Origin of the sequence: Mycobacterium montefiorense (genome assembly GCF_025823255.1) — a bacterium.
Taxonomy (GTDB): Bacteria; Actinomycetota; Actinomycetes; order Mycobacteriales; family Mycobacteriaceae; genus Mycobacterium; species Mycobacterium montefiorense.
Genome location: NZ_JACKVL010000017.1, coordinates 790960 through 814078, shown reverse-complemented (window position 1 = coordinate 814078; position 23119 = coordinate 790960). Strand labels below are relative to the sequence as shown.

General features: G+C 65.1%; 27 protein-coding genes and 1 pseudogene. 14 read left to right on the top strand and 14 right to left on the bottom strand.

The genetic code is table 11. The features are described 5' to 3' along the window. Positions 1 to 17: 17 nt before the first annotated feature. On the bottom strand, positions 18 to 1322 hold the full coding sequence (locus H7K34_RS23790) for a sodium/calcium exchanger protein (RefSeq protein ID WP_264064441.1): 1305 nt from the start codon (positions 1320 to 1322) through the stop codon (positions 18 to 20). Between the two features lie 267 nt (positions 1323 to 1589). On the opposite strand from H7K34_RS23790, the gene H7K34_RS23785 reads away from it, so the two are divergent. After that, entirely contained in the window at positions 1590 to 2183 is a 594-nt protein-coding gene (locus H7K34_RS23785) for a class I SAM-dependent methyltransferase (RefSeq protein ID WP_264064440.1), read from the top strand. Here the strand turns inward: H7K34_RS23785 and H7K34_RS23780 are convergent. From H7K34_RS23780 to H7K34_RS23770, 3 genes are read right to left on the bottom strand one after another with little or no spacing between them, the layout of a single operon-like run. Next, a complete protein-coding gene (locus H7K34_RS23780; protein WP_264064439.1) occupies positions 2180 to 2998 on the bottom strand; it encodes an SDR family NAD(P)-dependent oxidoreductase in 819 nt (272 codons plus the stop codon). The two genes, H7K34_RS23785 and H7K34_RS23780, sit on opposite strands and share 4 nt — an antisense overlap. Before the next feature lie 18 nt (positions 2999 to 3016). Beyond that, positions 3017 to 3427, bottom strand: a complete 411-nt coding sequence (locus H7K34_RS23775; protein ID WP_264064438.1) for a nuclear transport factor 2 family protein — start codon at positions 3425 to 3427, stop codon at positions 3017 to 3019. Then, on the bottom strand, positions 3424 to 4467 hold the full coding sequence (locus H7K34_RS23770; protein WP_264064437.1) for a zinc-binding dehydrogenase: 1044 nt from the start codon (positions 4465 to 4467) through the stop codon (positions 3424 to 3426). The genes H7K34_RS23775 and H7K34_RS23770 overlap by 4 nt, the downstream gene beginning before the upstream one ends. A 130-nt stretch (positions 4468 to 4597) precedes the next feature. Between H7K34_RS23770 and H7K34_RS23765 the strand changes: the two genes are divergently transcribed. From H7K34_RS23765 to H7K34_RS23755, 3 genes are all read left to right on the top strand, one after another. Further along, a complete protein-coding gene (locus H7K34_RS23765) occupies positions 4598 to 5491 on the top strand; it encodes an IclR family transcriptional regulator (protein ID WP_264064436.1) in 894 nt (297 codons plus the stop codon). Positions 5492 to 5540: 49 nt separating this feature from the next. Next, entirely contained in the window at positions 5541 to 6929 is a 1389-nt protein-coding gene (locus tag H7K34_RS23760) for an MmgE/PrpD family protein (RefSeq protein WP_308205459.1), read from the top strand. A gap of 64 nt (positions 6930 to 6993) precedes the next feature. Further along, on the top strand, positions 6994 to 7758 hold the full coding sequence (locus H7K34_RS23755; RefSeq protein ID WP_264064434.1) for a DUF2127 domain-containing protein: 765 nt from the start codon (positions 6994 to 6996) through the stop codon (positions 7756 to 7758). Between the two features lie 3 nt (positions 7759 to 7761). On the opposite strand, the gene H7K34_RS23750 is transcribed toward H7K34_RS23755, so the two are convergent. Next, complete coding sequence (locus H7K34_RS23750) at positions 7762 to 8367, bottom strand: PaaI family thioesterase (protein WP_264064433.1); 606 nt, start codon at positions 8365 to 8367, stop codon at positions 7762 to 7764. Positions 8368 to 8935: 568 nt separating this feature from the next. Here H7K34_RS23750 and H7K34_RS23745 point away from each other — a divergent pair. Next, complete coding sequence (locus tag H7K34_RS23745; protein WP_264064432.1) at positions 8936 to 9724, top strand: 5'-methylthioadenosine/adenosylhomocysteine nucleosidase; 789 nt, start codon at positions 8936 to 8938, stop codon at positions 9722 to 9724. Here H7K34_RS23745 and H7K34_RS23740 read toward each other — a convergent pair. After that, positions 9717 to 10319: a CGNR zinc finger domain-containing protein gene (locus tag H7K34_RS23740; protein ID WP_264064431.1), complete on the bottom strand. Its 603-nt coding sequence runs from the start codon at positions 10317 to 10319 to the stop codon at positions 9717 to 9719. The two genes, H7K34_RS23745 and H7K34_RS23740, sit on opposite strands and share 8 nt — an antisense overlap. Before the next feature lie 84 nt (positions 10320 to 10403). On the opposite strand from H7K34_RS23740, the gene H7K34_RS23735 reads away from it, so the two are divergent. The 3 genes from H7K34_RS23735 to H7K34_RS23725 all read left to right on the top strand — a co-directional run bounded on the left by H7K34_RS23735 (position 10404) and on the right by H7K34_RS23725 (position 12467). Next, positions 10404 to 11096, top strand: a complete 693-nt coding sequence (locus tag H7K34_RS23735; protein ID WP_264064430.1) for an SDR family oxidoreductase — start codon at positions 10404 to 10406, stop codon at positions 11094 to 11096. A gap of 88 nt (positions 11097 to 11184) precedes the next feature. Continuing rightward, the gene (locus tag H7K34_RS23730; RefSeq protein ID WP_264064429.1) at positions 11185 to 11643 is read left to right on the top strand and encodes an SRPBCC family protein; all 459 of its coding nucleotides are present in this window, start codon (positions 11185 to 11187) and stop codon (positions 11641 to 11643) included. 17 nt (positions 11644 to 11660) lie between these two features. Further along, a complete protein-coding gene (locus H7K34_RS23725) occupies positions 11661 to 12467 on the top strand; it encodes an SDR family NAD(P)-dependent oxidoreductase (RefSeq protein WP_264064428.1) in 807 nt (268 codons plus the stop codon). Positions 12468 to 12483: 16 nt separating this feature from the next. Here H7K34_RS23725 and H7K34_RS23720 read toward each other — a convergent pair whose 3' ends face one another. From H7K34_RS23720 to H7K34_RS23710, 3 genes and pseudogenes are all read right to left on the bottom strand, one after another. After that, positions 12484 to 13221, bottom strand: coding sequence for a class I SAM-dependent methyltransferase (locus H7K34_RS23720; protein WP_264064427.1), 738 nt, complete (start codon positions 13219 to 13221; stop codon positions 12484 to 12486). A 123-nt stretch (positions 13222 to 13344) separates the two neighbouring features. Then, positions 13345 to 13509: pseudogene (locus H7K34_RS23715) on the bottom strand (adenylate/guanylate cyclase domain-containing protein); the annotation flags it as partial. Positions 13510 to 13624: 115 nt separating this feature from the next. Further along, positions 13625 to 14224 carry a TetR/AcrR family transcriptional regulator gene (locus H7K34_RS23710; protein ID WP_108921922.1) on the bottom strand — a complete coding sequence of 200 codons (600 nt, stop codon included), beginning with the start codon at positions 14222 to 14224 and terminating at the stop codon, positions 13625 to 13627. A 90-nt stretch (positions 14225 to 14314) separates the two neighbouring features. Between H7K34_RS23710 and H7K34_RS23705 the strand changes: the two genes are divergently transcribed. Beyond that, positions 14315 to 15283 (top strand): oxygenase MpaB family protein, encoded by a 969-nt coding sequence (locus H7K34_RS23705; protein WP_264064426.1) that lies wholly within the window; start codon positions 14315 to 14317, stop codon positions 15281 to 15283. On the opposite strand, the gene H7K34_RS23700 is transcribed toward H7K34_RS23705, so the two are convergent. Next, complete coding sequence (locus H7K34_RS23700; RefSeq protein WP_264064425.1) at positions 15280 to 16269, bottom strand: amidohydrolase family protein; 990 nt, start codon at positions 16267 to 16269, stop codon at positions 15280 to 15282. The two genes, H7K34_RS23705 and H7K34_RS23700, sit on opposite strands and share 4 nt — an antisense overlap. An 89-nt stretch (positions 16270 to 16358) precedes the next feature. Between H7K34_RS23700 and H7K34_RS23695 the strand changes: the two genes are divergently transcribed. The 4 genes from H7K34_RS23695 to H7K34_RS23680 all read left to right on the top strand — a co-directional run bounded on the left by H7K34_RS23695 (position 16359) and on the right by H7K34_RS23680 (position 20744). Further along, a complete protein-coding gene (locus tag H7K34_RS23695) occupies positions 16359 to 17297 on the top strand; it encodes a LysR family transcriptional regulator (protein ID WP_264064424.1) in 939 nt (312 codons plus the stop codon). Between the two features lie 93 nt (positions 17298 to 17390). Next, entirely contained in the window at positions 17391 to 18164 is a 774-nt protein-coding gene (locus H7K34_RS23690) for an SDR family oxidoreductase (RefSeq protein ID WP_264064423.1), read from the top strand. A gap of 116 nt (positions 18165 to 18280) precedes the next feature. Next, positions 18281 to 19372 carry a long-chain fatty acid--CoA ligase gene (locus tag H7K34_RS23685; protein WP_264064422.1) on the top strand — a complete coding sequence of 364 codons (1092 nt, stop codon included), beginning with the start codon at positions 18281 to 18283 and terminating at the stop codon, positions 19370 to 19372. A 10-nt stretch (positions 19373 to 19382) separates the two neighbouring features. Continuing rightward, on the top strand, positions 19383 to 20744 hold the full coding sequence (locus H7K34_RS23680; protein ID WP_264064853.1) for an aldehyde dehydrogenase family protein: 1362 nt from the start codon (positions 19383 to 19385) through the stop codon (positions 20742 to 20744). On the opposite strand, the gene rpsR is transcribed toward H7K34_RS23680, so the two are convergent. The 4 genes from rpsR to rpmB are packed head-to-tail and all read right to left on the bottom strand — an operon-like array spanning position 20741 to position 21705. Continuing rightward, positions 20741 to 20998, bottom strand: a complete 258-nt coding sequence (rpsR, locus tag H7K34_RS23675) for a 30S ribosomal protein S18 (protein ID WP_108921928.1) — start codon at positions 20996 to 20998, stop codon at positions 20741 to 20743. The genes H7K34_RS23680 and rpsR overlap by 4 nt on opposite strands. Further along, on the bottom strand, positions 20999 to 21304 hold the full coding sequence (rpsN, locus tag H7K34_RS23670) for a 30S ribosomal protein S14 (RefSeq protein ID WP_264064421.1): 306 nt from the start codon (positions 21302 to 21304) through the stop codon (positions 20999 to 21001). Beyond that, positions 21305 to 21469 (bottom strand): 50S ribosomal protein L33, encoded by a 165-nt coding sequence (gene rpmG / locus H7K34_RS23665; protein WP_036465848.1) that lies wholly within the window; start codon positions 21467 to 21469, stop codon positions 21305 to 21307. It abuts the gene before it with no gap. Next, positions 21469 to 21705: a 50S ribosomal protein L28 gene (gene rpmB, locus H7K34_RS23660; RefSeq protein WP_264064420.1), complete on the bottom strand. Its 237-nt coding sequence runs from the start codon at positions 21703 to 21705 to the stop codon at positions 21469 to 21471. Before rpmB ends, rpmG begins: the two co-directional genes overlap by 1 nt. 118 nt (positions 21706 to 21823) lie before the next feature. Between rpmB and mrf the strand changes: the two genes are divergently transcribed. Continuing rightward, positions 21824 to 23017: a ribosome hibernation factor-recruiting GTPase MRF gene (gene mrf, locus H7K34_RS23655; RefSeq protein ID WP_264064419.1), complete on the top strand. Its 1194-nt coding sequence runs from the start codon at positions 21824 to 21826 to the stop codon at positions 23015 to 23017. Positions 23018 to 23119: the final 102 nt, after the last annotated feature.

The following is a 23119-nucleotide window of genomic DNA, read 5'->3' as shown; positions in this document are numbered from 1 at the left end:
GCCAGGCGTTCCGCGTGCTACCTCGAGAGCGCCGTGCTCCGAAGTTCGTGGTGCAGGTGACCGCCGTGCCAGACGGCCGTGCCGATGAATGGCGCCTGCAGGGTGGTGCCCAACTGACGACGGTTGATGATCAGCCCACCGACGGCGATGGCGGCGTAGACGCCGCAGAGGACGAGCCGGTCCGGGGTCGAGCTGAGGGGGAACTGAACGACGAACAACACCAACAGCGCCCAGGCGGACATCCGGCTGAAGCGCAGCGCCAGGACCACGGCGACACCCATCAGTGTCTGGCTGGCCGTCAGCAAAACTTCCTCGATCTGGCGAGAGTCGAGCACCAGCGAGGAGCTGCCGCCGCCCAGCAGATGGGCCACCGGCAGCGAGCCGATCAACAGCGTCCACTGGTTGACCTTGGACGAAATCAGCGTGGCGATGGCCGCGGTGCCCTTGCCGCGGGCAGCGAAGATGATCGCGATGATGAACTCGGGTGCCTCAGAGGCTAACGGCGCGAGCCATTGCACCAGCAGGAATCGGTCGATGCCCAACTGGGTGCCGGCCGCGACGAGATTGTCGGCAAACGGTTTGGCGCACAACAGGATCACTGCCCCGGACATCGCGAACAGTCCGCCGACGACAACCCGGCGGCTCCGGTCGGACAGCTCGCCCAGCGCCGCGGCAGTACCGACCAGGTCGGGTTCTTCGACGTCGCCGTGGCTGACCTTGTACAGGTAGAAGCCGAACCAGGCCAGCAGCGCCAACCCCAGCGCCAGGTGGATCTCGCCGCTGGCCGGTATCGCGAATGCGGCCACTCCGGCGATCAGCAGAAATCCGAGTTCGACGCGATTGGCGGGCTCGAGCGTCAGGCCGCGGATTTTGCCCGCACCGACCCGGCGCGCCGCCATCATGCTGACCAGAACCACGACCGGCCACCCCAGACCCATCAACAGCCGATTGGATCCGGTCATGTTGGCCGCCGCGTACTGCGTGTAATCCGGGTTATGGCCCGACACGTACGCGTAGTAGAGGTCGACGGCGTATTCGGGAAGCACCGCGACCAATGCGAGCACCGCGATTGCCAAGCCGCCGGAGACGTCGATCTGCGCGACCTCGGCGGCCCACGCCAGCAGGAAGCTGGCTGACACGACGGCAGCTCCGAAGATCAGCAGGGCAGAGACCGGGTCTGGATGCAAGCCGATAAGCCGGACCACGACCGCGGGCGCGATGAATAGCGCGGTGGTCACCGCCGAGCGGGAGAGAATTCGCCGCGACGAGCGGGGTGCCGTCGAAACGGAGGCGGCGGCGCTGTAAGTGGCGAGCATCGTCATCTTTCACATCGGGTGTCGATCATGAATGGCTACTTGGCTCGCGGCCGTGACTTGACCTGCCTGCCAAAGATACCCGCTCTACCCCCGCCCAGCAACGTTGTGAGCACGCCAACCAAGTCCGTCAGTTCTGCTATATTTGCTGGCCAGAGCACCCAATCTCAAAAGTTAGGCGCAGCTAACTTCAGATTTTGGCAAAACGATCTAGCGTTCTTGCGGGGACTCTGTGAGCTTTGGGATAGGTTCGGGGGAGTGTTCGGTGATACCTCTATGAAGCAACCGTGGAACATCAACATCCACTACGACGCATTGCTGGAGTCCGCGGTTCCGCGCGAGGCGCGGCGAGTCCTCGACGTCGGATGTGGCGACGGCTTCCTCGCTGCGCGCCTGTCTCGCCGAATTCCGGACGTCGTCGCACTGGATCTCGACGGACCCGTGCTGCAACGCGCACAGCACCGGTTCGGGTCGGCGCCGGTCCGCTGGACGCACGGCGACGTCATGACCGCCGAGCTGCCCTGCTTCGATGCCGTGGTCTCGAACGCCGCGCTGCATCACTTGTCCGACACCGGCGCAGCGCTGCGGCGACTGGCCGCCCTGGTGCGCCCCGGCGGCGCGCTCGGCGTGGTCACCTTTGTCCGGCCGTCGCTTCGAAACGGCCCGTGGCACGTGACGTCGTGGGTGGCGTGCACCGTCGCCAATCGTGTCAACGGCAAGTGGGAGCACACTGCGCCGATCAAATGGCCGCCGGTGGCAACGTTGCACCAGCTGCGCTCCGACGTCCGCACGGCGCTTCCCGGCGCCAGTGTTCGCCGGCTGCTCTACGGTCGAGTGCTAATCAGGTGGGACAAGCCACGCAGCGGCTAGCGGTCCGGTCCCATTGCCACAACCGCGGCCTGTGTGAACAGTTCGACCGCCTGCTTACGCGTCAGCGACGCGATCATTTGTGCACCGGCGCGCATCATTTCGCCCGCCATCCAGGTCGGCCCATTGGTCAGATTCTCGAACGCCTCGGCAATGACCTCTTCCACCGAGCATGCGCCGGCCGGAACCTCGTCGGGTGAGCTGATGTTGCCGCGACTGTATTCGAGTTCCCGCAGTGCGGGTGTGTTCGTCTTGCCGAGCATCAGACCGAGCACGTCGACGCCTTTGTCGTGCAGCTCGGCCCAGAGCGCCTCGGTGAAGACCATGTCGAATGCCTTGGATGCGCCGTACGCGACCATGTTTGGGCCGCCGGCCAATGCGGCGCCGGAGGAAAAGATGACGATCCCACCGCTGCCCCGCTTGACCATTGCGGGGGCGTAGTGGTGGCACAGCTGCATCGGCACCATGCAGTTGCGATGCACCATCGCCTCGGCCGCTTCAATCGAGTTATCAAGGAAATGCTGGTAAGTCGGGTCTGCGCCGGCGCAGTACACCAGGAAGCCAATCTCCAGATCCCCGGTGGCTTCGGCGATGGCGTTTGCCGCGTTCGGCTTGGCGAGATCGATGCCGAGCGTCCGGGTCTGGGCGCTCGTTTGGGATTCGATCTGAGCCGCAACCTGATCGAGTACCGCCTGGCGCCGCGCCAGTAACACGACATTGACGCCGCGTTCGGCGAGTCCGGCGGCGAAGGCGGCACCCAAGCCATCGGAGGCGCCGGCCACGACTGCCCACGGGCCGTATTTGGCTGCGAATGTCACTTGAAAACTCCTGCTCGATTATGGGCCGAATGTCGCGATGCGAACCTGGGTGAACCTGCGTCGCGCGATGCGCCAGCCATCTGCGGTCCGGACGATCTCGTCATCGTAAAAGCCCCATGCGTTGACGCCGGATTGATTGTCGCCAAACATGATTACCGCGTCGATGTAGGTACGAGCCGATGCTATGTCGCCGTCGAGCGTGATGACCTGGTTGGTCAAGCGGTGCAGGGTATGGCCCGCCATCGCGTGCGTTTTGTCCATGAAGTCGGTGACCGCGTCCACACCTTGCCAGGTTCCGATCTCGCCGTAGTCGAGTTCGCAGTCGTCGGTGAACGAGGTGCGGAACAAGCGCCAATCGCGACGATCGATCCCAGTCGCGTAGCGCACCAGCAGCTCGGAGATGTCCTGATGGTCGTCTCGTTCGGTCACGCGATGTCTCCGTTCGGATGGACCACGATGCGCGGCGGTCCGTCGGACCGGCGGGCTTGATCGAGTGCACCGGGAACCTCGTCGAGGCCGATGACCATGCCGACGCTGGGAAGCGGATCCAGTTGCCCCGACGCGATGGCATCGAGCGTTCCGTACCAGTCCTGTGGATGCGGCCCGCCGCCGAATTGGATTGTGACGCCATGGCGAGTCGCGGTGGTGATGTCCAGCGTGTCGCCGGTGTACCAGCCGCCGGCGCAGTAGATGCGAGTGGACATCTCGGCGGATTCGACGAGATTCTGGATCAGGCCGGCGGCACCGACGCACTCGAATACGATTGCTGGGCCGGGCAATCCGCGTTCGGCGCGCACCTCCCGGAATGCGTCGAACGGCGAGCGCTCAGCGGGATCGACGACAACGTGCGCGCCGAAGCGGTCCTGGGCGAGTGCGCGACGGTCGGCCTTGTAGTCCGCCACGATGATCGGTTCGATGCCGCGAGATGCCAAGGCGGCGACGGCCGAGAGGCCGATCGCCCCCGCGCCGATGACGATGGCGATCTCGCCTTCTTGGAGATCTGCCGATCGCACGTAGAACTCGCCGACCGCGAAGGCATCGACCAGCGCGACGGCGTCGATGGCAACGTCACTCGAAACGGCTTTGGCTGCCGCCTCCGAAATCACCAGCAGCTCACTGAAACTCCCTTGCGCCTCAGGGTGCTGGCCGATGATCCGTACACCGCCGGCGCCGCCGTCCACTAGGCGTATTGGGATCGACGTCACCCGGGTGCCCACGGTGAACTGATCCGAGCAGCCGGGCCCGTGCGCTATCACCTCGCCAACGAATTCGTGACCGAGCACGATGTCGCGGTCCGTGTCGTACAACGAGCGTCCGGTCGGATCGTCGATCGCGAGTTCCGGGTGGTCCATGAAATGCACATCAGAGGCACAGATCGCGGTGCTCAGGGTGCGCAGCAACAGCTCACCGGGTCCGGGCTCCGGGTCGGCCGTCTCGCGGACCGTCAGCCGACCGTCTCTCAAAACCACCGCGCGCAACGCGTCTGCCTCATTTTCTCGAATAATCGACTTAATCTGTCGAATGTTCGCTATAACTGTAGGAACCCGATCACAAAGGAGTCAAGCCATTCGCGGATCCACCTCGGCCCCGACCGCGCGGGTGCTCGACGTTGTCGAGCTGCTGGCGCGGTCCGGAAACACGCGGATGCGCTTCTCCGACATCGTGCGTGAGCTCGACCTGACACAGGGGACGGTGCACGCGATCCTGAAGACGCTGTGCGATCGGGGCTGGGCGAGCCGGGATCCCGTCGCGAAGACCTTCTCACTGGGACCGGCGCTCGCCGTGGTTTCGGCTCAGATGGACAATGCCCGGCCGCTGACACACGCGGCGCGCTCGGCGGCACTGCGACTGTCAGGTGAGGTCGGCTACGCCGGATCGGTGGTCGAGCGATTCGGTGATTCGTTGGTAGTCACGGCTTTTGAGGGCAATCCGGCCACCCAGCCCGCGGGGATACCCGGCGATCGCATCCCATATGCGCCGCCGTTCGGCGTCGTGCTGGCCGCGTGGGACACCGATGAAGAGCAGCGCGCCTGGATTCGACGCGGTGCCGGCAGTAACGCCGATCGCATCCAGCGCCTGGAACACATCTTGGCGCATACCCGAGAACGCGGGTTCGACGTCGACTGGACAACGCCGGCGCTGGCTCAGGCCGTCCAGGTGGTCGGCACGTTGGACAGTGACCAGATGCCGACTCCAGTGCGCCACATTTTGGACCAGCTGCTTGTCGAATTCACCACCATCGGTTTCCTGTCCGACGACAACCCCGGGCGCCGGAAGCAACCCGTGGTGACTATCGCCGCACCGGTTTTCGACCACCGCGGCCATGTCGCCCTGATGGTTGCGGTGCATCCGCTGTCTCCGCTCAGTGCCCGGCAGATCCAGGTCATCGGGGTCAAGCTCACCAAGGAAACCACGGCGATCAGTGAAGCGCAGCAGCATCCGGAGGTAGTGGACCTCGAGGAGCGCAGCGGCGGGCGTCGTCGCCGGGCCTAAGCTCGCGGGTGGCGGCGGAGGGCGAAAAGCGATGGCAGAACGCTATGTTGTGGACGATCTTGCCGGCTTCGTCGTCGGAGCCGAGCAGTCAGATCTGAGTGAACATCCACGCGCGTTGCTCAAACGCAACGTGCTCGACAGCATCGCCTGCGCCGTCGGTTCGCTTGACGGCGAGCTCATCGCGACGATCAGGGAGCACACCGCAGAGTTCAGCGGCGTCGCCTCGGCGACACTCGTCGGTGGTGGCCGCGCCCCGGTGGATCAGGCGGCATTTTTCAATGCGGTGCTGGTGCGCTATCCCGACCTGCTCGACACGTACCTGACGGTGGGAGGCCTCTGCCACCCGGCCGACAACTTCGGTGCGATCCTGGCGGTGGCCGAGCACGTTGACGCTACGGGGGCCGATTTCCTGCTTGCCCTCGCCGTCGCCTACGAGGTCCAATGCCGGTTCAGCGCACAGGTTCCCGTGATGGCGCGCGGCCTCAACCATGCGCTGCAGCTGGCGATGTCCGTCGCGGCGGGATCGGCGAAGCTGCTCGGGCTGGACACCGAACGCACCGCTAATGCCATCGCCGCCGCCGCGGCCGACAACGTATCCCTGGCCGCTGTCCACGCGGAACCGGTGTCGAACTGGAAAGGCATCTCGCCCGCCATTACCGGCATGCGCGCGGTGTACACGACAATCTTGGCTGCCCGCGGCATCACCGGACCCAAGTCGCTGTTCGAAGGCCCGCATGGACTGGTGCAACTCTTCGATCGGCCAATCGATTTCAACACCGCCGACCGCAGACTCACGTCGGTCGAGCAAACCTACCTCAAGCAGTACTGCGCATTGATTCACGGGCAGGCCATCATTGACGCGCTGTTGGCGATCCGAACCGATCAGAATCTGCGCGGCGACGACATCGCAGGGGTGTCCATCGAGGTCTTCCAGAACGCGTATGACATCGCCGGCGGGGGAGCGTACGGCGACAAGGATCATCCCCGGACCAAGGAACAGGCCGACTACAACCTCAAGTACCTCGGCGCGGTCGCATTGCTCGACGGTGGGGTGGGGCCCGAACAGCTTGAGACCGAACGTGTTCTGCGCAGCGATGTCCAGCAGCTGCTGGCGCGGGTCGACGTGATCGTGGCGGCCGACCTGACCGCGGACTATCCGCAACGCACCGCGACGCGGGTGCATATTCTCACCCGCGACGGGCGGGAATTCAGTCGTGAGGAAAGCGATTACGAGGGTTCACCGACCCGGCCGATGTCGTGGGAGCGCGTCGTGGACAAGTTTGGCTGGCTCGCCGAGCCCTGCTGCGACGAGGCGCTGCGGGCCGACATCATCGCTGCCGTCGGACACATCGATGACATCTCCGTTGCCGAGTTGGCAGGTCTGTTGGGCGCGGTGAGCCCGGTGCCACAGCGACCACGCAGCGCCCAGCGGTTCTGAACCAGACCCGCAGGGCCTAGTGCGCCCTCTTGCGTCGTTTGCTGCCGGCGTTGAATGATCGGCCATGCGCAAAGATCGCGGCATCAACCGCTGGGAGCTGGTCACCTGCGCGCTGGCATGCCATGTCACCTACGCGCCCGATGAGCAGGCGCTCGCCGACCGGCTCACCGGCACGACCGGATTGGGCGAAGTGTGGCGGTGTCTGCGCTGCGGGGAATTCGTCGTCGGGGCACCACATGGCAAGGGCCATGCCGAAGATGCTCCGATGATTATGCGCGGCAAGGCTTTACGACAAGCCACCATCATTCGCGCGCTAGCGGTCGAACGCCTGTTCCGGGCGGTGGTGATCGTGCTCGCGGCGTATGCGGTGTGGACGTTCCGCGGCGCGCGGGGATCCATTCAAGCCACCCTCGATCGTGACCTGCCGATCTTTCGGGCCGCCGGATTCAAGGTCGACCAGATGACGGTCGTGCACGAGCTGGAAAAGGCGTTGGCCGCCAAACCTTCGACGTTGGCGCTGCTGACCCTGATGCTGACCGCTTATGCGCTGATCGAAGTGCTCGAGGCCGTCGGCTTGTGGTTACTCAAGCGCTGGGGCGAATACTTCGCGGTGATCGCCACCGCGGTCTTTTTGCCGTTGGAGATCCATGACCTGGCCAAGGGCATCACGATGACCCGCGTGGTGACTTTCAGCATCAACATCCTCGCGGTGATCTACCTGCTGGTCTCCAAGCGGCTGTTCGGCCTGCGGGGCGGCCGCAAGGCCTACGACGAGGAGCGCCGCGGCGAGCAGCTGCTCGACGTCGAGCGGGCCGCCATGGTGACATGACGTTCACTGCTTGGGGCTGATGAACACGCCCTCGGCCGCCACGGTGACTCCGTCCTCGTCGGCGATGTGGCCGACGGAATACGTCTTGACCCCTTCGATTCGCTCGATGTGCGCTTCCGCCCGCAGGGGACGGCCGAGCGCGGTGCGGCGCCGATAGCGCAGTGTCAGGGTGCCGGTGTAGGCGGGCCGGCCCAGCTTGTGTGCGGTCGCACCCAGCACGTGGTCGAGGATCAGTGCAGACACCCCGCCGTGAACGTGCTCCGGGGGGCCCTCGTATGCCGCACCGAGGGTGAATTCCGACCACACCAGCCCATCCGGTTCGTGATGGAGCACCAACGGCGGGGCGACGGCGTTGCGCAGACCGACCACCGCATTGCCCCAGGCGACCGTCTCACCGTCCGGCGTGACGTGCACGCCGAAGGTTCCCGGCCGCGCCGAGGCACTCAATTCGTCTGCGGCACTGTCGATTTTGGCCTTTGCCGCAGCCACTGTGGCGGGGTCAGCTTCGGTGCGGATGCTGAGGTCGACGAGTCGGCGAATCGACTCGGCCAGCGGCCCGTAGACCGATTCGAGCCGGCGGTAGTCAGTGCAGAGCAACCCGTCAGACATATAGGTAACCTAACAGTTCACTGGTCACGGTTCGGTTTCGGTAACGACGGAGACCGCGGACCTGTGGCACACTGGAAGTGATTCCCGCCAATGTTGGTGGATTTCCATTGTGGCAGAGCCATTTTGGTCAGCGCGAAGCTAATCATGGGAGTGTGCGCTACGCCACAAACGGCATTAGCTCGGTGTTCACCTTCTTGCTGCACACTTGTAAAACAGCTGGGGTGAAATTACAAGTCGGCTGACTAGGCCGATTGGAGGAGAGGTCGACACTGTGACAACACTGCAGACCTTGATGAACCAGGGCACTAGCAACCTCGACCTAGTGGGCCCGATCAAAGCGCGCGCCTGTGACGCGCTGAACGCCGTGCGCAGAACCAGGTCACGTGGCCAGGCGGCCGAACTACGCGTGATGCGCAGGGGCGCGGAGCGCTGCTGACCCGCTGATCGGGTCGATACAATTTGGCGTGCGCTGCGGGTGTCCTGCCCCGGCGTGTCGCCGCCCTGGATGCACACTCGACACCGTCGACGCACACCCAATCGTCGGCGATGCCAGGGCCAGTGGTCGGCGATGGGAGATCCAGTTGCGCGCGAGTGGGTCGCGGTGACGGTCGGCGTCATTTGCGCAATCCCGCAGGAGTGGGCGTACCTGCACAGCGCCCTGTCGGGAGCTGACCGCGAGCAGATTGCACAGGTCACCTTCGATACCGGCGAACTCGACGCACACCGGGTGGTGCTAGCGGCTGCCGGTATGGGCAAGGTCAACACCGGACTGGTGGCCACCCTAATGGCCGATCGATTTCGTTGCTGCACAATCATTTTCACTGGAGTGGCGGGCGGATTGGATCCGCGATTGCACATCGGCGACATCGTCATCGCCGACCGTGTCGTGCAGCACGACTTCGGGGTCATCGAAGACGAGCGGCTAGCGCCCTATCAGCCGGGGCATGTCCCGTTCATCAACCCGACCGAACGCTTCGGCTACCCGGTGGAGCCCGAACTCATCGACCGCGTCAAACGCCGCCTCGAGGGATTCACCGTTGCGCCACTGCCGGCCGCAGCCGGCGGCACGGGTACGCCGGTGCGGATCAGCTACGGCACGGTCTTGACCGGTGATCAGTACCTGCACTGCGAATCCACCCGCACCCGGTTGCACGACGATTTCGGTGGCCTGGCCATCGACATGGAGGGCGGTGCGCTGGCCCAGGTCTGCGAAGCCTTCGCCATTCCCTGGCTGGTGATCCGCGCACTTTCCGACCTTGCCGGTGCCGACTCCGGCGTCGACTTCAACCTCTTCGCTGACGAGGTCGCGATCAGCTCGGCGCGCATCCTGATGCAGCTGCTCCCGGTGCTCAGCTGAGCCGGCCGTCTTCCCCGGCGCGCTCACGTTCGCGCCGGCGCGCCCTTGACGCGCGCAGATTGGCGACGTTGCCGCACGTCTTCACGTCGTGCCACACCCCACTGTTGTTCTTCGAGCGGTCGTAGAAGGTCGACCCGCAATCGCGGTTGTGGCATCGCTTGACCCGCCGCCAGGTGCCGTCCTGTTGGCCGAGCATGATCTCGGCCCAGAGCGCCGAAGCCAGCCAGTGCCAGCCGCTGCCCCGGGGCTCGAGCCGCACGTCGCCAGTATCCGATAGCCCGAACGACGCGGAAATTGCGACCGCGCTCCGCCGATCCGGCAGTTCGCCGGCGACCATCTTCGCGATCGTGTCGCGTAAGGCCCGAAGTCTCGATAGATCCGCGGCGTTCAGTGCGGGCGGCTCAGCGTCCACGCCGCGTAGCTTCGACCAGGTTCGTACCGCACCGGCGACCCAGTCCCGCGCTAGCGCGGGTTCGGCCAGTAGATCCGGGCCGTGGTCCTGTATGCGGAACGTATTGAGGAAATCCTGCACCAGCCCCAGTCCGCCGGGCGCCAACGCGACTGGCAGCCGCTGTGACGCAGACCAGTTAGACATATGCAAATACTACTTGACTATGTCAAGGTCGGCAATTACGGTGACAGAGGCAAAGCTATTTTACTTACGTCAAGGAGAGCGATCATGGTCAACATCAAGGGGTCGACGGTCCTGGTCACCGGCGGACAGCGCGGGCTCGGTAAGGCCATCGTGGACGAGTTGCTGCGCAGGGACGCGGCGAAGGTCTATGCCACGGCACGAGCACCCAAGCCCAGTGAGGACCCCCGTGTCGTGAGCGTCGCGCTCGAGGTAACCAACGCGGATTCGGTTGCCGCGCTGGCTGTTATGGCAGCCGATACCAACATCGTCATCAACAACGCCGGCACTTCGGGTGCGCTCAACCTCCTCGACAGCGACATCGAGGAGATTCACGCAGTGTTCGAGACCAATTACTTCGGCGCGCTTCGAGTCGGCAAGGCGTTCGCACCGGTGCTGGCCCACAACGGCGGTGGAGCGCTGGTCAACATCCACTCGGTGGCGTCCTGGCTCGGCGGCATGGGTGGCTACGGCGACTCAAAGGCTGCCATTTGGGCGGCTTCCAATTCGTTGCGCATCGAGCTCGAGACGCAGAGCACGCTAGTCACCGGAGTACACGTGGGCTACCTAGACACCGAGATGTTCACCCATATCGACGCGCCGAAGAACGACCGGCGCCAGATTGCCCGCGAGATTGTCGACGGCATCGAGCGCGGAGACACCGAGGTGCTGGCCGACGAGGTCAGTCGTCATGTGAAATCAGTGCTGTCCGGGCCGGTCGAGGCGCTCCAAATGCGTTGAGATTCGGGGTTCGACACGTGGAAGTCGGGCCGCGGTCGGGTTGGTGGTCCGGCGAGCCCGATCGCGGGTCACGTGTTTGGATTGGCGCATGGCTGATACGGATCCCGAAGGCATTGTCAGTGCAACCCGCGTCGTCTCGGCCAGCGCCGAGCGCATCTTCGAACTGATCGCCGAGCCGTCCAGTCAGCCCAGCTGGGACGGCAACAACAACCTCGCGTCGGCTGCTCCCGGGCAGCGCGTCCACGGCGTGGGCGACGTATTCAAGACGACGTTGACCAACGGCGGCGTGCGGGAAAATCATGTCGTGGAATTCATCGAAGGCACCAAGATCGCCTGGCGTCCAGCAGAACCCGGCAAGCAGCCGCCTGGCCATCTGTGGCGCTGGGAGCTCAGCGAGATCAACTCCACCCTGACCACCGTCACGCACACCTATGACTTCACCACCCTGACCGATCCCAAGCGGCTGGAGAGGGCTCATTCGACGACGCCGGAGATGCTGCGCGAGTCGATGGACAAGCTCGCGATGCTGGCGCAGCGCTCCGCGTAGAGCGCTACGGTCACTGCATGGCTCTACCACCAGCAGGAAACGACCGCGCCGCCATCGTCACCGGCGCCTCATCGGGCATCGGCGAGCAGTTCGCCGAAATCCTGTCGCGGCGCGGCTACCCGGTCGTACTGGTCGCCCGCAGCGCCGGACGCCTTGAAGAGCTCGCCGGACGCCTGGGGCCCAACGCCCACCCGCTGCCCGCGGACCTGTCCGATCGCTCCGCGCGGGCAGCGCTGCCGGACCGGGTCGCCGCGCTCGGCCTGATTCCGGACATCCTGATCAACAACGCGGGGCTCTCCACACTCGGACGCGTCGCGAAATCGGTTCCCGAGCAAGAAATAAACCTCGTCGAGGTCGATGTGGCCGCGGTCGTCGATCTGGTTAGCAGATTCTTGCCCGGCATGGTCGACCGTCGTCGAGGCGCCATCCTGAACGTCTCGTCGGTGGCCGCATTCGGTCCGCTGCCGGGCCAAGCGGCATACGGCGCCGCCAAGGCATTCGTGCTGTCCTACACCCACAGCCTGCGCGGTGAACTGCGCGGCACCGGGGTTACCGCGACCGCGTTGTGCCCAGGGCCGGTGGACACCGGATTCGGTGAAGCCGCCGGCTTCGACAAAGCCGAAGCCGAAGCCGCCCTGCCGCGGATCATGTGGGTTCCCGTCGACAAGGTCGCCCGGGCCGGGATCGACGGGCTGGCCGCCGGCAAGGCGATCGTCGTCCCCGGTCGTGTCAACCGGATTGCCTCGGCACTTTTCCGGATCGCGCCACCCGAATCGCTGTTGCCGCTGCTGAGGCGCGGTCACCCGGCTTTCAAAAACGACTAATAACGAAAATTGGGCTTCAGCCGAATTTGGCGCGCACCCACTGGAACGTGCCGAGGGTCTTCACTCGCACGCTGACGAACCCGTTGTCTTCCAGGATGTCGCCGATTTCGTCCTCACCGAACGCATGCGCCCCAATGTTGGGTAACAGCTGCCAAATTCGCGCGGCACGCCCCGTAGACGGGACCATGATGGCCAGCCGCCCGCCCGGTCGCAACACCCGCCCCATCTCTGCCAGCGCGGCCGCCGGGTCGGGAACCAACTGCAGTGCCGCCATCGAAACCACTGCGTCGACGGTGTCGTCGCGCAGCGGAAGTCGTTGTGCGTCAGCCCGGATGAAGCCTACGTGCGGGCCTGCCTCGTTGCGGACGGCCCGGGCCAGCATGGCCTCGGAAATGTCCACACCCAAGGCCAGGCCGTCCTTGCCCGCCGCGCGGGCGAGCGACGCGGTGACGCTGCCCGGACCGGAGCCGACATCCAGCACGGTCCCGCCGGGCGGGATGTCCAGCCACTCGGCGGGGTGTTGCAACGCGGCGATCAGCCGCCGCGACAACGCCTGGGCGTTGTCGTAGAGCATCGACCCGATGGGTGATGCCCACACCGCCTGGATCGGGCCGGTGTTCTTCGGGACGTCCGGCGATTCGGTGCCGAGTAGATCGAGATAGCCCTTACCGGCATCCGGCTCGGCCGGCGGCTCGGCAAGCAGATCCACTGCCTTGCGCAGCGCGGGCGGAAGCGAGACGTGCACGTCAGTCATGCGTACTCCTTCGATCAAATATCAAGCTGTACGCCGAAATTCTGGAGCCGCGACGCTGACAGCCCCCAACGCAGCCTACGCGCGGCCGCCGGGCACCTCGACCCGCCGAAAATGTGGGGTTCGTTAACGGTTGACGACCGCGTGCTCACTCACCAGGGTGTACAGCCGCCACCGGCCAGGCACGCCTTTGAGTGTGCTCTCGCCGCGGTCGGTGAACCTGTGCCGCGATCCGGTGACGATGTCGCGCAGCGTCGACGACACCAATACCTCGCCGGGGCCGGCAGCAGCAGGTCCATCGGCTCATCGCCAAACATCTGGTAGGCGATGTCCGTCTCGCCACAACTGGCGTATCGGGTTCGTGGTGGCCCGGACGACCTGGTCACTGCTTCAGGCTAAATCAGGACTATGACAAGTCGCCGATGATGGGTACCAGATAGCGCGCGGCGTACTCCCGGACCGCGGCGTGATCCGAGATGTCGAGCCGGTCGGTGGGGAACACGATGATGCCGAGCGCTACCCGCAGCAGAATGTCGGCGATGTTGGCCAGGTCGGTGTCGGGACCGGCTGCCCCACATTTGCGCAGGTTATTGGCGATCCCGCCGGCGAATTGGCCGATCGGGAAGACGTGCGATCGGGAGAACAGGCCGAACAGCTCCGGTTCGCTTTCCACGATCCGGGAGTACAGCGGCGAGTCCTGGACCAGGCGCACGCCGAGCGTGAACGCCTCGATCACCGCTTGTCGCGGATTGCAACCGGCGGTGGCCCGGTCCAGGGTGGAGAAGAAGAGCTCACCCTCGCGGCGTAGCACCTGTTCGACCAGGTCATCCTTGGTGGGAAAACGCCGGTAGATGGTGCTGCGGCTGACCCCGGCGCGAGCCGCGACGTCCTCGATGTTGGCCCGTCGCACGCCGTAGGTCTCGAAGACCGACCGCGCGGTGTCCAAGATGGTGCGGTCAACATCGCTGATCTCAGCGAGATCGCCGCCAAGGCTGCGGTTCTGCATGGATCACGACCCTCACGGCAAACTCGACGCACGAATGCTAGCTTTGGAACAAAGATACACTTTTGTGTCAACGCTTCAGGGGAGGTGGGCATGACCGCCCGTAACGACCAATTAGCCGGCCCGACGGCCGGTGTCCGTTTCGACACCGGCGTTCGGGAAGCGATCCCTGTCTTAGCTGAGGGGCCGATCGACGACGAGGTCGCCGATGCGGCGCCGCGGCTGGGGCCGGAGTCCCTGATCTGGAAGTTCTACGGCGATCACCGCACCCAATTCTTCGGATTCCAGCGCGTCGCCGGTGTCGAGAACTGCATCGAGCAACTCGCCCAGGGAGTGCTCGATCACTCGGTGGTCTTCAGCGACACGTTGGGCCGAGCCAAGCGAACCGCACCGCCGTTGATGAACACCGTCTACTCCGACGACCCACACGAGTGGGGCCGCAAGGTACGCGATTTCCACAAACCAATCAAAGGCACCATCAGCGACGGCTCCAGGTATCACGCCCTGAATCCCGAGTTGTTCTATTGGGCGCACGCCACTTTCGTCGATCAGGTCATCTACAACACCGACATGTTCATCCGTCGGCTGTCGGACGCGGAGAAGGAACAGATCTACAACGAAGGCAAGCTCTGGTACAGCCTGTATGGAGTCAGCGAGCGTGGCCAGCCCCAGACCTATGCCGACTTCGTCGCCTATTGGGACGACATGCTCGAGCGGTTCGTGCCGCATAAGACCGTTCTGTACGGCACCGGCTACATCCGCAAAGGAATCCCGGGGCAGAGCTGGATACCCAAGGGGATCTGGAAGATCCTTTCCGCGCCGCTGAACGCCTACACCCGCCTCGTGCTGGTCGGAACAATGCCGCCTCAGATGCGCGATGTGTGTCAGATGCAGTGGGATGCGAAGAAGGAGAAGAGGTTTCAGCGATTCGCTGCCGTCGTCCGCGGGTTGAATCCAGTGTTCAACCGGCTGCCGCTGTGGTTGCTCTACACATCGTGGGCGGCTAAGGCATGGCGCCGGGCGGGCGTAGACCCGCGCCGGCTCTCCAACCGCGCGTCCTAGCTGATCCGCAGCAGCCGTTCGGCGTTGCCGTGTGCAACCTTTTCCCGGTCGGCTGCCGACAGCGTCGTCTGCTCGAAACCCCGCACCGCATCGTAGGACGACTCGTAGGGGTAGTCGATGGAGAACATCACCGCATCGGCACCGACCTCGAGCACGGCACCCAGCATCGCCGCCGGCGAAAACACGCCACTGTTGGTGAAAACGATGTTGGTACCGAGGTAGACCGACGGCGCGCGCTGCAGCGTGCTGGTCGCCCCCAACGACGTTGACGCGAAACGGGAGTCCAGGCGGCTGCGCTGGAACGGCAGGAACTCGCCCATATGTCCCAAAATCATTGTTGCGCCGGGATGCCGGTCGAACACGCCGCTGAACAGGATCCGTAGCGCGTGCCCGCCGACTTCGGCGGCCCAGCTCCAGGTCGCGCCGTACAATTCCGGACGTCCTTCGATGACCTGCCAGTTGTCGGCCGGCGGTGACCCGGGGTGCAAATACAGCGGTACGCCAAGGGATTCCGCCGCCGACCACACCTCGTCATACTCGGGTGCATCCAGGTAACGGCCGCCGGGTCCCGTCACGCAATCGTTGACCAGCGCGCCACAGAATCCGTCCGCGGTAACGGCGCGTTCGAGTTCTGCGGCTGCGGCGGCGGGATCTTGTAGCGGCAACGCGGCAAATCCGCGGAATCGATCCGGGTGCTCGGCGATGACCTTGGCCAGGTAGTCATTGGCGAACCGCGCGTTATCGCAAGCGCGCTCGGCGTCGATGTCGACCTGTAGTCCCGGAGCCGTCAGCGACAGCACCTGGATGTCGATTCCCGCATCGTCCATCTCCGCGAGCCGGTGCCCGGCGAAATCAGGAAGCCGGAGCTCGCAGCGCGCGGCGTACTGCGGCTGCATGCGCTTCCAAAGCTGCTGATGGACCACCGTGGGCTGGCGCTCGGCCAGCTCGGGGATGAAGAACGCTTCCTCTAAGGCGATGTAACGCATCGGTTTTCCTCACTGTCGTCTGCACTTTCTCCCTTCGACTCTGCGCCCCGAAGCACTTATTTGTGAAATGAATATTTAGTATTACAGTCATGCATGCAACGCATATCGGTCGGGTCGATCTGAATCTGTTGCCGCCGCTGGTGGCGTTGCTCGAGGAGCGCCATGTGTCGCGTGCCGCCGACCGCCTTGCGCTCAGTCAGCCCGCGATGAGTCGAGCCCTGCAGCGGTTGCGCCGGCACTTTGGCGACGAGCTGCTGGTTCGGGGCCCCGACGGCTACTCCCTGACGCCGCGCGCTGAGCGCATCAGAGACCAATTAGCCACCGTGGTAACCGAATTGGATCAGCTGTTCGCCAACGAGACGTTCGATCCCGCCACGACCCCGCAGTCGTTTCGCCTCGCCGTCAGCGACTACACCGTCGCGGCGTTCGGTCCCGCGCTGGTCCGGCGGATCCTGAGGCAATCGCCGAATTCGACGGTCATCTGTGAGGCCCTCGACGCGGGCGTGTTCGACAAATTGGACGCCGGGACGCTCGACCTGACGATCTACGGCCGTGCGACGCCCGAGCGGTACAGCAGCCAGCACCTGTTCACCGATCGGTTCGTCTGCGTGGTGGCCGCCGAACACCCGCTTACCGCGCGCACCTCGGTGTCGCTGTCGCAGTACCTGCGCTGGCCGCACTTGAGCATCGACGTCGGCCGGCCGTGGGTGGACCTGGCGCTCGAATCGCGCGGCGCCACCCGTCGCGTCGCTGTCGTCCTGCCGTACCACGTGGTGGGGTCCAGCATTCTGCCCGGCACCGATCTGGTCCTGACGGTTCCGGCCCGGCTGGTCTCGCAGTTTGCCGATTCGAGCCGCGTTCGGGTACTGCACGCCCCCCGCGAGCTGGGTGACGTGCAGTTCTACACGGTCTGGCATCCACGCCTCGACTCCGATCCCGCCCACAGCTGGCTTCGCGGGATCGTGCGCGAGGTAGCGGGTCCGGCTTCGCGCCGGCGGACCGCGGCGAAGTCCAACGCCGATTCCTGACCGTCAGAAGGTGCCTGGGGCGAAAACTGTGGGCTGGCCCACAGTAGATTGGGGCATCCCGCTACGTCAGCCCGAGCGTGAGGAGCACAAGCGATGCAAATGACGGGTAATACCGTGCTGGTCACTGGCGGCGGCAGCGGCATCGGCCGCGGCTTGGCCGAGTCGTTGCACCGACTCGGCAACCAGGTAGTGATCGCGGGCCGCCGTCGTGAGCTGCTGCAGGCCGTCGTGGCGGCCAACCCCGGCATCGAGTGCATGTCACTGGATCAATCCGACGCGGCCGACGTCAGGCGGTTCGCCGTCGAGCTGACCGACCGCTATCCGGAATTCAACGTCCTGGTCAACAACGCCGGGACACAGCGCGTCGAGGACCTCACCGCCAGTAACGTCGGTCTGGCCGAGCAGAGCATCGCGATCAACCTGATGGGCCCGATCCGGCTGATGTCGACGTTGCTCCCGGCGCTGTTACGCAAGCCGCGCGCGGCGATCCTGAACGTGACGTCGGGCCTGGGGTTCATGCCGAGCGCCCTTACGCCGACCTATTGCGCCACCAAAGCAGCGCTGCACTCCTACACCGAGTCGCTGCGCTTCCAGCTTCGCGATACCGCGGTGCAGGTCATCGAAGTTATTCCGCCGCATGTGCAGACCGGGTTGCAGGGCGAGCGCGGATTCGATCCGCGGGCAATGCCGCTGGATGACTACATCGCCGAGACGATGGCCCTGTTGCAGTCGCGGCCCGACGCCGACGAAATCGTGGTGGAACGCGTCAAGGCTTTCCGATACGCCGAGCGCGACGGCACCTATCACGACATCTACCCCGCCTTCAATGAGGCGATCACGGCCTGGCTGCGTAGCCGGGACAGCTGAAAACCCCGCTGTCACACAGAATTCGCTGCAGCATGGGCTAACGTTCAGTCGTTGTATGCCCGGTGCGGGCTGAGCCTGTGTGGCGGGCCCGACCGGCATGCGACAGGATCGATGGCATGGACGATGTCGACTTTTCGTTGTTGGACGTCCCGAGATCGGCACCGGTCGAAGACCCCGAGGCCTTTTTGCGCGCGGCGATCGCCTGGCACTTCGGTGCCGACACCGGATCCGCCTTCTGGCTGCGGACCGCCGGAACGCTGGATTTCGACCCGTTGACCGATGTGAAGACCTTCACCGATCTGCGGTTGTTTCTTAATCTGCTCAGCGAGCTGCGTCATGTGCCGGTCGAGGATCTGATCCCGCGCGGATACGGCTCACCGCCACCGGTACCGCAGGTATTCGAGTCCGGAGGTACCACCGGCGCTCCGAAACGTACTGCGCAGCTTCCGGATTGGATCGCGCAGGTCGTCGAATGGCAAACCGACGACTTCGCCACCGGCGGCTTCCAGCGTGGCCGGGGCTTCCTGTGCCTGATGCCGAGCGGTCCGCACGGCGTGGGCTACTTCTCGCGGCTGGTCGCCGAGCGGCTGGGCTCGGCATTTCACGCGATCGACCTCGATCCGCGCTGGGTGAAGAAGATCGCCGCGCGTGATGCCGCCGGGGAAGTGGCGGCCTACCTCGACCACGTCCTCGAGCAGGCGGTACACGTTCTGCGGACGCAGAACGTCGCGAATCTGCATGCCACCCCGCCGTTGCTCGAGGCGATCGCCCGCAACGACGATCTGGTGGATTTGGTGAATGCCAAGATCCGCTACCTGTTGCTCAGCGGTGCGCACGTGGACGCCGACACGCTGGATCTGCTGCGCGACATCTTCCCCGATACGACGATCACGATGGCCTTCGGCAGCACGATGATTCTCTCGCAGGCGATCACCCGAATCGATGGCGACGCATTCGTTTTCGACCCGCGAACACCGTATGTGGTGTTCTGGGTGATCGACCCCGACACCGGAGAGCAAGTACCCTACGGGCAGCTCGGCCAGGTAGTGATGAACCACATCAGCAAGGGCATGTTCCTGCCGAACAACCTAGAACGCGATTTGGCGATCCGGATAGCCGGGCCCGCAGGACAACTCAGCGATTCGGTCTGTGCGGTACGGCCGGTCGCCACCTTCGAAGGCGAGGCCGTGATCGAGGGCGTGTACTGACGTGACCAGCGTGCTGATCGACGCGCTCGGACCCAGCGGCGAGTATCGGACGCGCAACCGTGAGATTGTCACCAGCACAGCCGGGATGCCCGTCGCCGAGCTGAGTCTGGTTCCGCCGCTGTATGTGTCGCGCACCGTCAGCGCGCAGCGCAAGGTCGCGCCGCTGCCGGCCGCGCAGCGTGAAAAGGCTTTGGCCGGCGCGGCCGACAACTTCTCGACCGCCGTCATATGCGGCCTGGACTTTGCCTCATATGTCGAACTGGCCAGCCGGATTTCGGGAGTTCCGATCGCGGTCACCCGTGCCGGAGCCCTGGGCGTGGCCGACGCCGTTGCCCACGCATTCGACGCGGTGTGCCCGGCGCGACCGATTGGCGCGGCGCGCGACTGGCGCGAGGACCGCACCCGCCGCGGCAGCGCGGTCTGGACGCGTCGCGGCGAGGTGTTCGCCGTGCACGCCGCGGGAAACGGCCCGGGCGTACACGGCCTGTGGCCCCAGGCGCTGGCGCTGGGCTACCGGGTCGCGGTGCGCCCGTCGCGGCGCGAACCCCTCACCGGCCATCGACTGGTTAACGCTTTGCGCCAGGCCGGCTTTCGACCCGAAGACGTGGTCTTTCTGCCCACCGATCATGGGGGAGCAGACGAGATCATTCGCTGCGCCGATCTCGCCATGGTGTACGGCGGCCAGGATGTGGTGGACAAATACGCCGTCGATCCGGCGGTGATCGTGAACGGACCGGGTCGCGCGAAGATCCTGATCACCGCCGACCGGGACTGGCGCGATTACCTGGACCTGATCGTCGACTCGATCGCCAACCTGGGTGGCATGGCGTGTGTCAACACCACCGCGGTGCTGTTGGAGGGCGACCCGGCCCCGCTGGCGGCGGCGATCGCCGAACGGTTGGCGACGATCGAGCCGTTGCCCACCGAGGATGAGCGGGCGATCCTGCCGACCCAGCCCGTCGCTAGGGCGCAAGCGCTGGCGGACTACCTGGCGACTAAGGCGGCGGGCACCACCGCGCTGCTGGGCGCAGATCAGGTCGTCGCCACGCTGGGCGACGGCTACGCCGCGCTGCGTCCGGCCGTCCATCTGCTGGCCGAACCCGACGTCGACAAGCTCAACATCGAACTGCCGTTCCCCTGTGTGTGGGTGGCGCCGTGGCCGCGCGACGCCGGCCTGAGCCCGCTGCGACAGTCCTTGGTAGTCAACGCGATCACCGGTGACGACGACTTGATCGACGGCTTGCTCGCCGAACCGACCATCAGCAATGTCTACCGCGGAAACCACCCGACGTTCTTGCACGCTCCCGAAATCCCGCACGACGGGTTCCTGGCCGACGTACTGATGCGCAACAAGGGTTTCATTCGGGACTAGCGGGCGTTGACGTAGGGCAGCAGCGCCATCTCGCGGGCATTCCTGATCGCGGTGGCTACCTGCCGTTGCTGCTGAACCGTCAGGCCGGTGACGCGGCGCGAGCGGATTCGGCCGCGCTCGGAGATGAACATCCGCAACGTCGTGATGTCTTTGTAGTCAACGTGCTTGATCCCGAGGGTGCTCAGCAGGTTCTTCCTTTTCTCGAACGGCTGGGTCCGGCTCGGGCGGGTCTGCTGTTTGGACTTGCCGGCCATCTACCAACTCGCCTTTCGGACGCCGGGAAGTTGCCCTTCATGTGCCAGCTCGCGCATCCGCACCCGGGACAACCCGAACTTGCGCAGGTGCCCGCGCGGACGACCGTCGACCGAGTCGCGGTTGCGTACCCGCACCGCGCTGGCGTCGCGAGGCTGGCGAGCCAGCGCCTGCTGTGCGGTCAGCCGTTGTTCGGCAGTGCTCGCCGGAGATCGGATGATCTCTTTGAGGATGGCCCGGCGTTCCGCGTAGCGTGCGACGATCGCGCGGCGCTGGTCGTTTTTGACGATCTTGGATTTCTTGGCCATTTAGCGTTCTTCCCGGAATTCGACGTGGCGGCGGACCACCGGGTCGTACTTGCGCAGCGTGAGTCGGTCCGGGTCGTTGCGCCGGTTCTTGCGGGTGATGTAGGTGTAGCCGGTACCCGCGGTGGAGCGCAGCTTGACGATGGGACGAATCTCGTTGCGCGCCATCAGATCCGCTGCCCTTCTCGGCGCAGTCGCGCAACGACGGCCTCGATGCCGTCGCGATCGACGACCTTGATCCCTTTGGCGCTCACCCGCAGCGTGATACGCCGGCCCTCCGACGGCAGGTAGTACGACTTGGTTTGAATGTTGGGCGACCACCGCCTCCGGGTTCGGCGATGCGAGTGCGACACCGAGTTACCGAAACTCACTGTGCGCCCGGTGACCTGACAGTGCATGGACATGATGCCTCCCCTCCGCTGGGCGACCCACCGTTATTGAAAATCATTTTCGACAAGGCCCCGCCCGGCACTGTACCGTGGCGGAGGCGTTATTGAAAATCATTCGCAATAAGGAGTTGGGATGCGGACCCCGGTGGTGCTGGTGGCGGGTCAGGGCGACACCGATGCGGTGACGGGTGCGCTCCTGCGCGGTCCCGGAACCGTGGTAGTCGAGCACCGCTTCGACGGCCATGTCGTGCGGCGGACGACGACCATGTTGTGCAAGGGCGAATTGACCACCGCGCACGACGCACTGGAGTTGGCGCACGGGTGTGTGGCCTGCACCGTCCGTAACGATCTTTTGCTGCTGCTGCGCAAGCTGGCCCACCACGCCGGAGTCGAACGCATCGTCGTGCACTTGTCGCAGTGGATGGAACCCGAACCCATCTGCGTCGCGATCAACCACGTCCGGGTGCGGGTCGGTCCCGGCTACCCCGACGGTCCGGCCGCCTTGGATGTGGCGATCGCCTGCGTGGTGACGTGCATCGACTTCCGCAGTTGGCTCACTTGCGCGCTCGGCGAGGACGATCTGCCGGACGGGCGCACGATGGCCCAAGTCGTCGTCGGCCAGGCCGAGTTCGCCGACCTGCTGGTGTTGACCCGCCCGGAACCACTGACGCTGGCGGTGCTGCGCAGGCTTGCTCCGCGGGCGCGGATCACGGTCGGTCTCGACCGTGTCGACATAGCGCTGGCGAACCTGGAAGAGGATTCGCGGCGCGGCCGCAGCGACCATCCGCACGGCTGGCTGCTGGCCGGCCGGCCGCCCCTGGGCGCCGACGGGACGGTGCGAGTCGTCGAATTCAACGCCCGCCGCCCGTTCCACCCTGAGCGCTTACACGCCGCCGTGGATCTGCTGTTGACCGGCGTGGTGCGCGCCCGCGGGCGGCTGTGGCTGGCCAGTCGGCCCGACCAGGTCATGTGGCTGGAGTCGGCCGGTGGCGGCATGCGGGTCTCTTGCGCCGGAAAGTGGCTGGCGGCCATGACCGCGCGTGAGGTGGCCAATGTCGACGCGGAACGGCGTCTGTTCGCCGAGTTGCAGTGGGAATACCGGTTCGGCGACCGGCACACCGCCATGACGGTGCTGGTCTGTGGTGGGGAGCCACCCGACATTCTCGACGCCCTGCACGGTGCGTTGCTCACCGACGCGGAAATGGCGGACCCGCGTGAGTGGCGCGGTTACCTGGACCCCTTCGGAGAATGGCACGAGGATCCCTGCGACGAAATCTCCGGCACCGCAGAAGAAGTCGCGTCCGACTCCGACTGCCGGGAATCTTGAAGTCGTACCGCGTCTCACCGGCAAATTAGCGTTTAGCCAGAACCAGGGGTTCGGGCTGTGCGCATGATCTGGTAGCTGTAGGTTACGAGTCAGCGTTGGAAA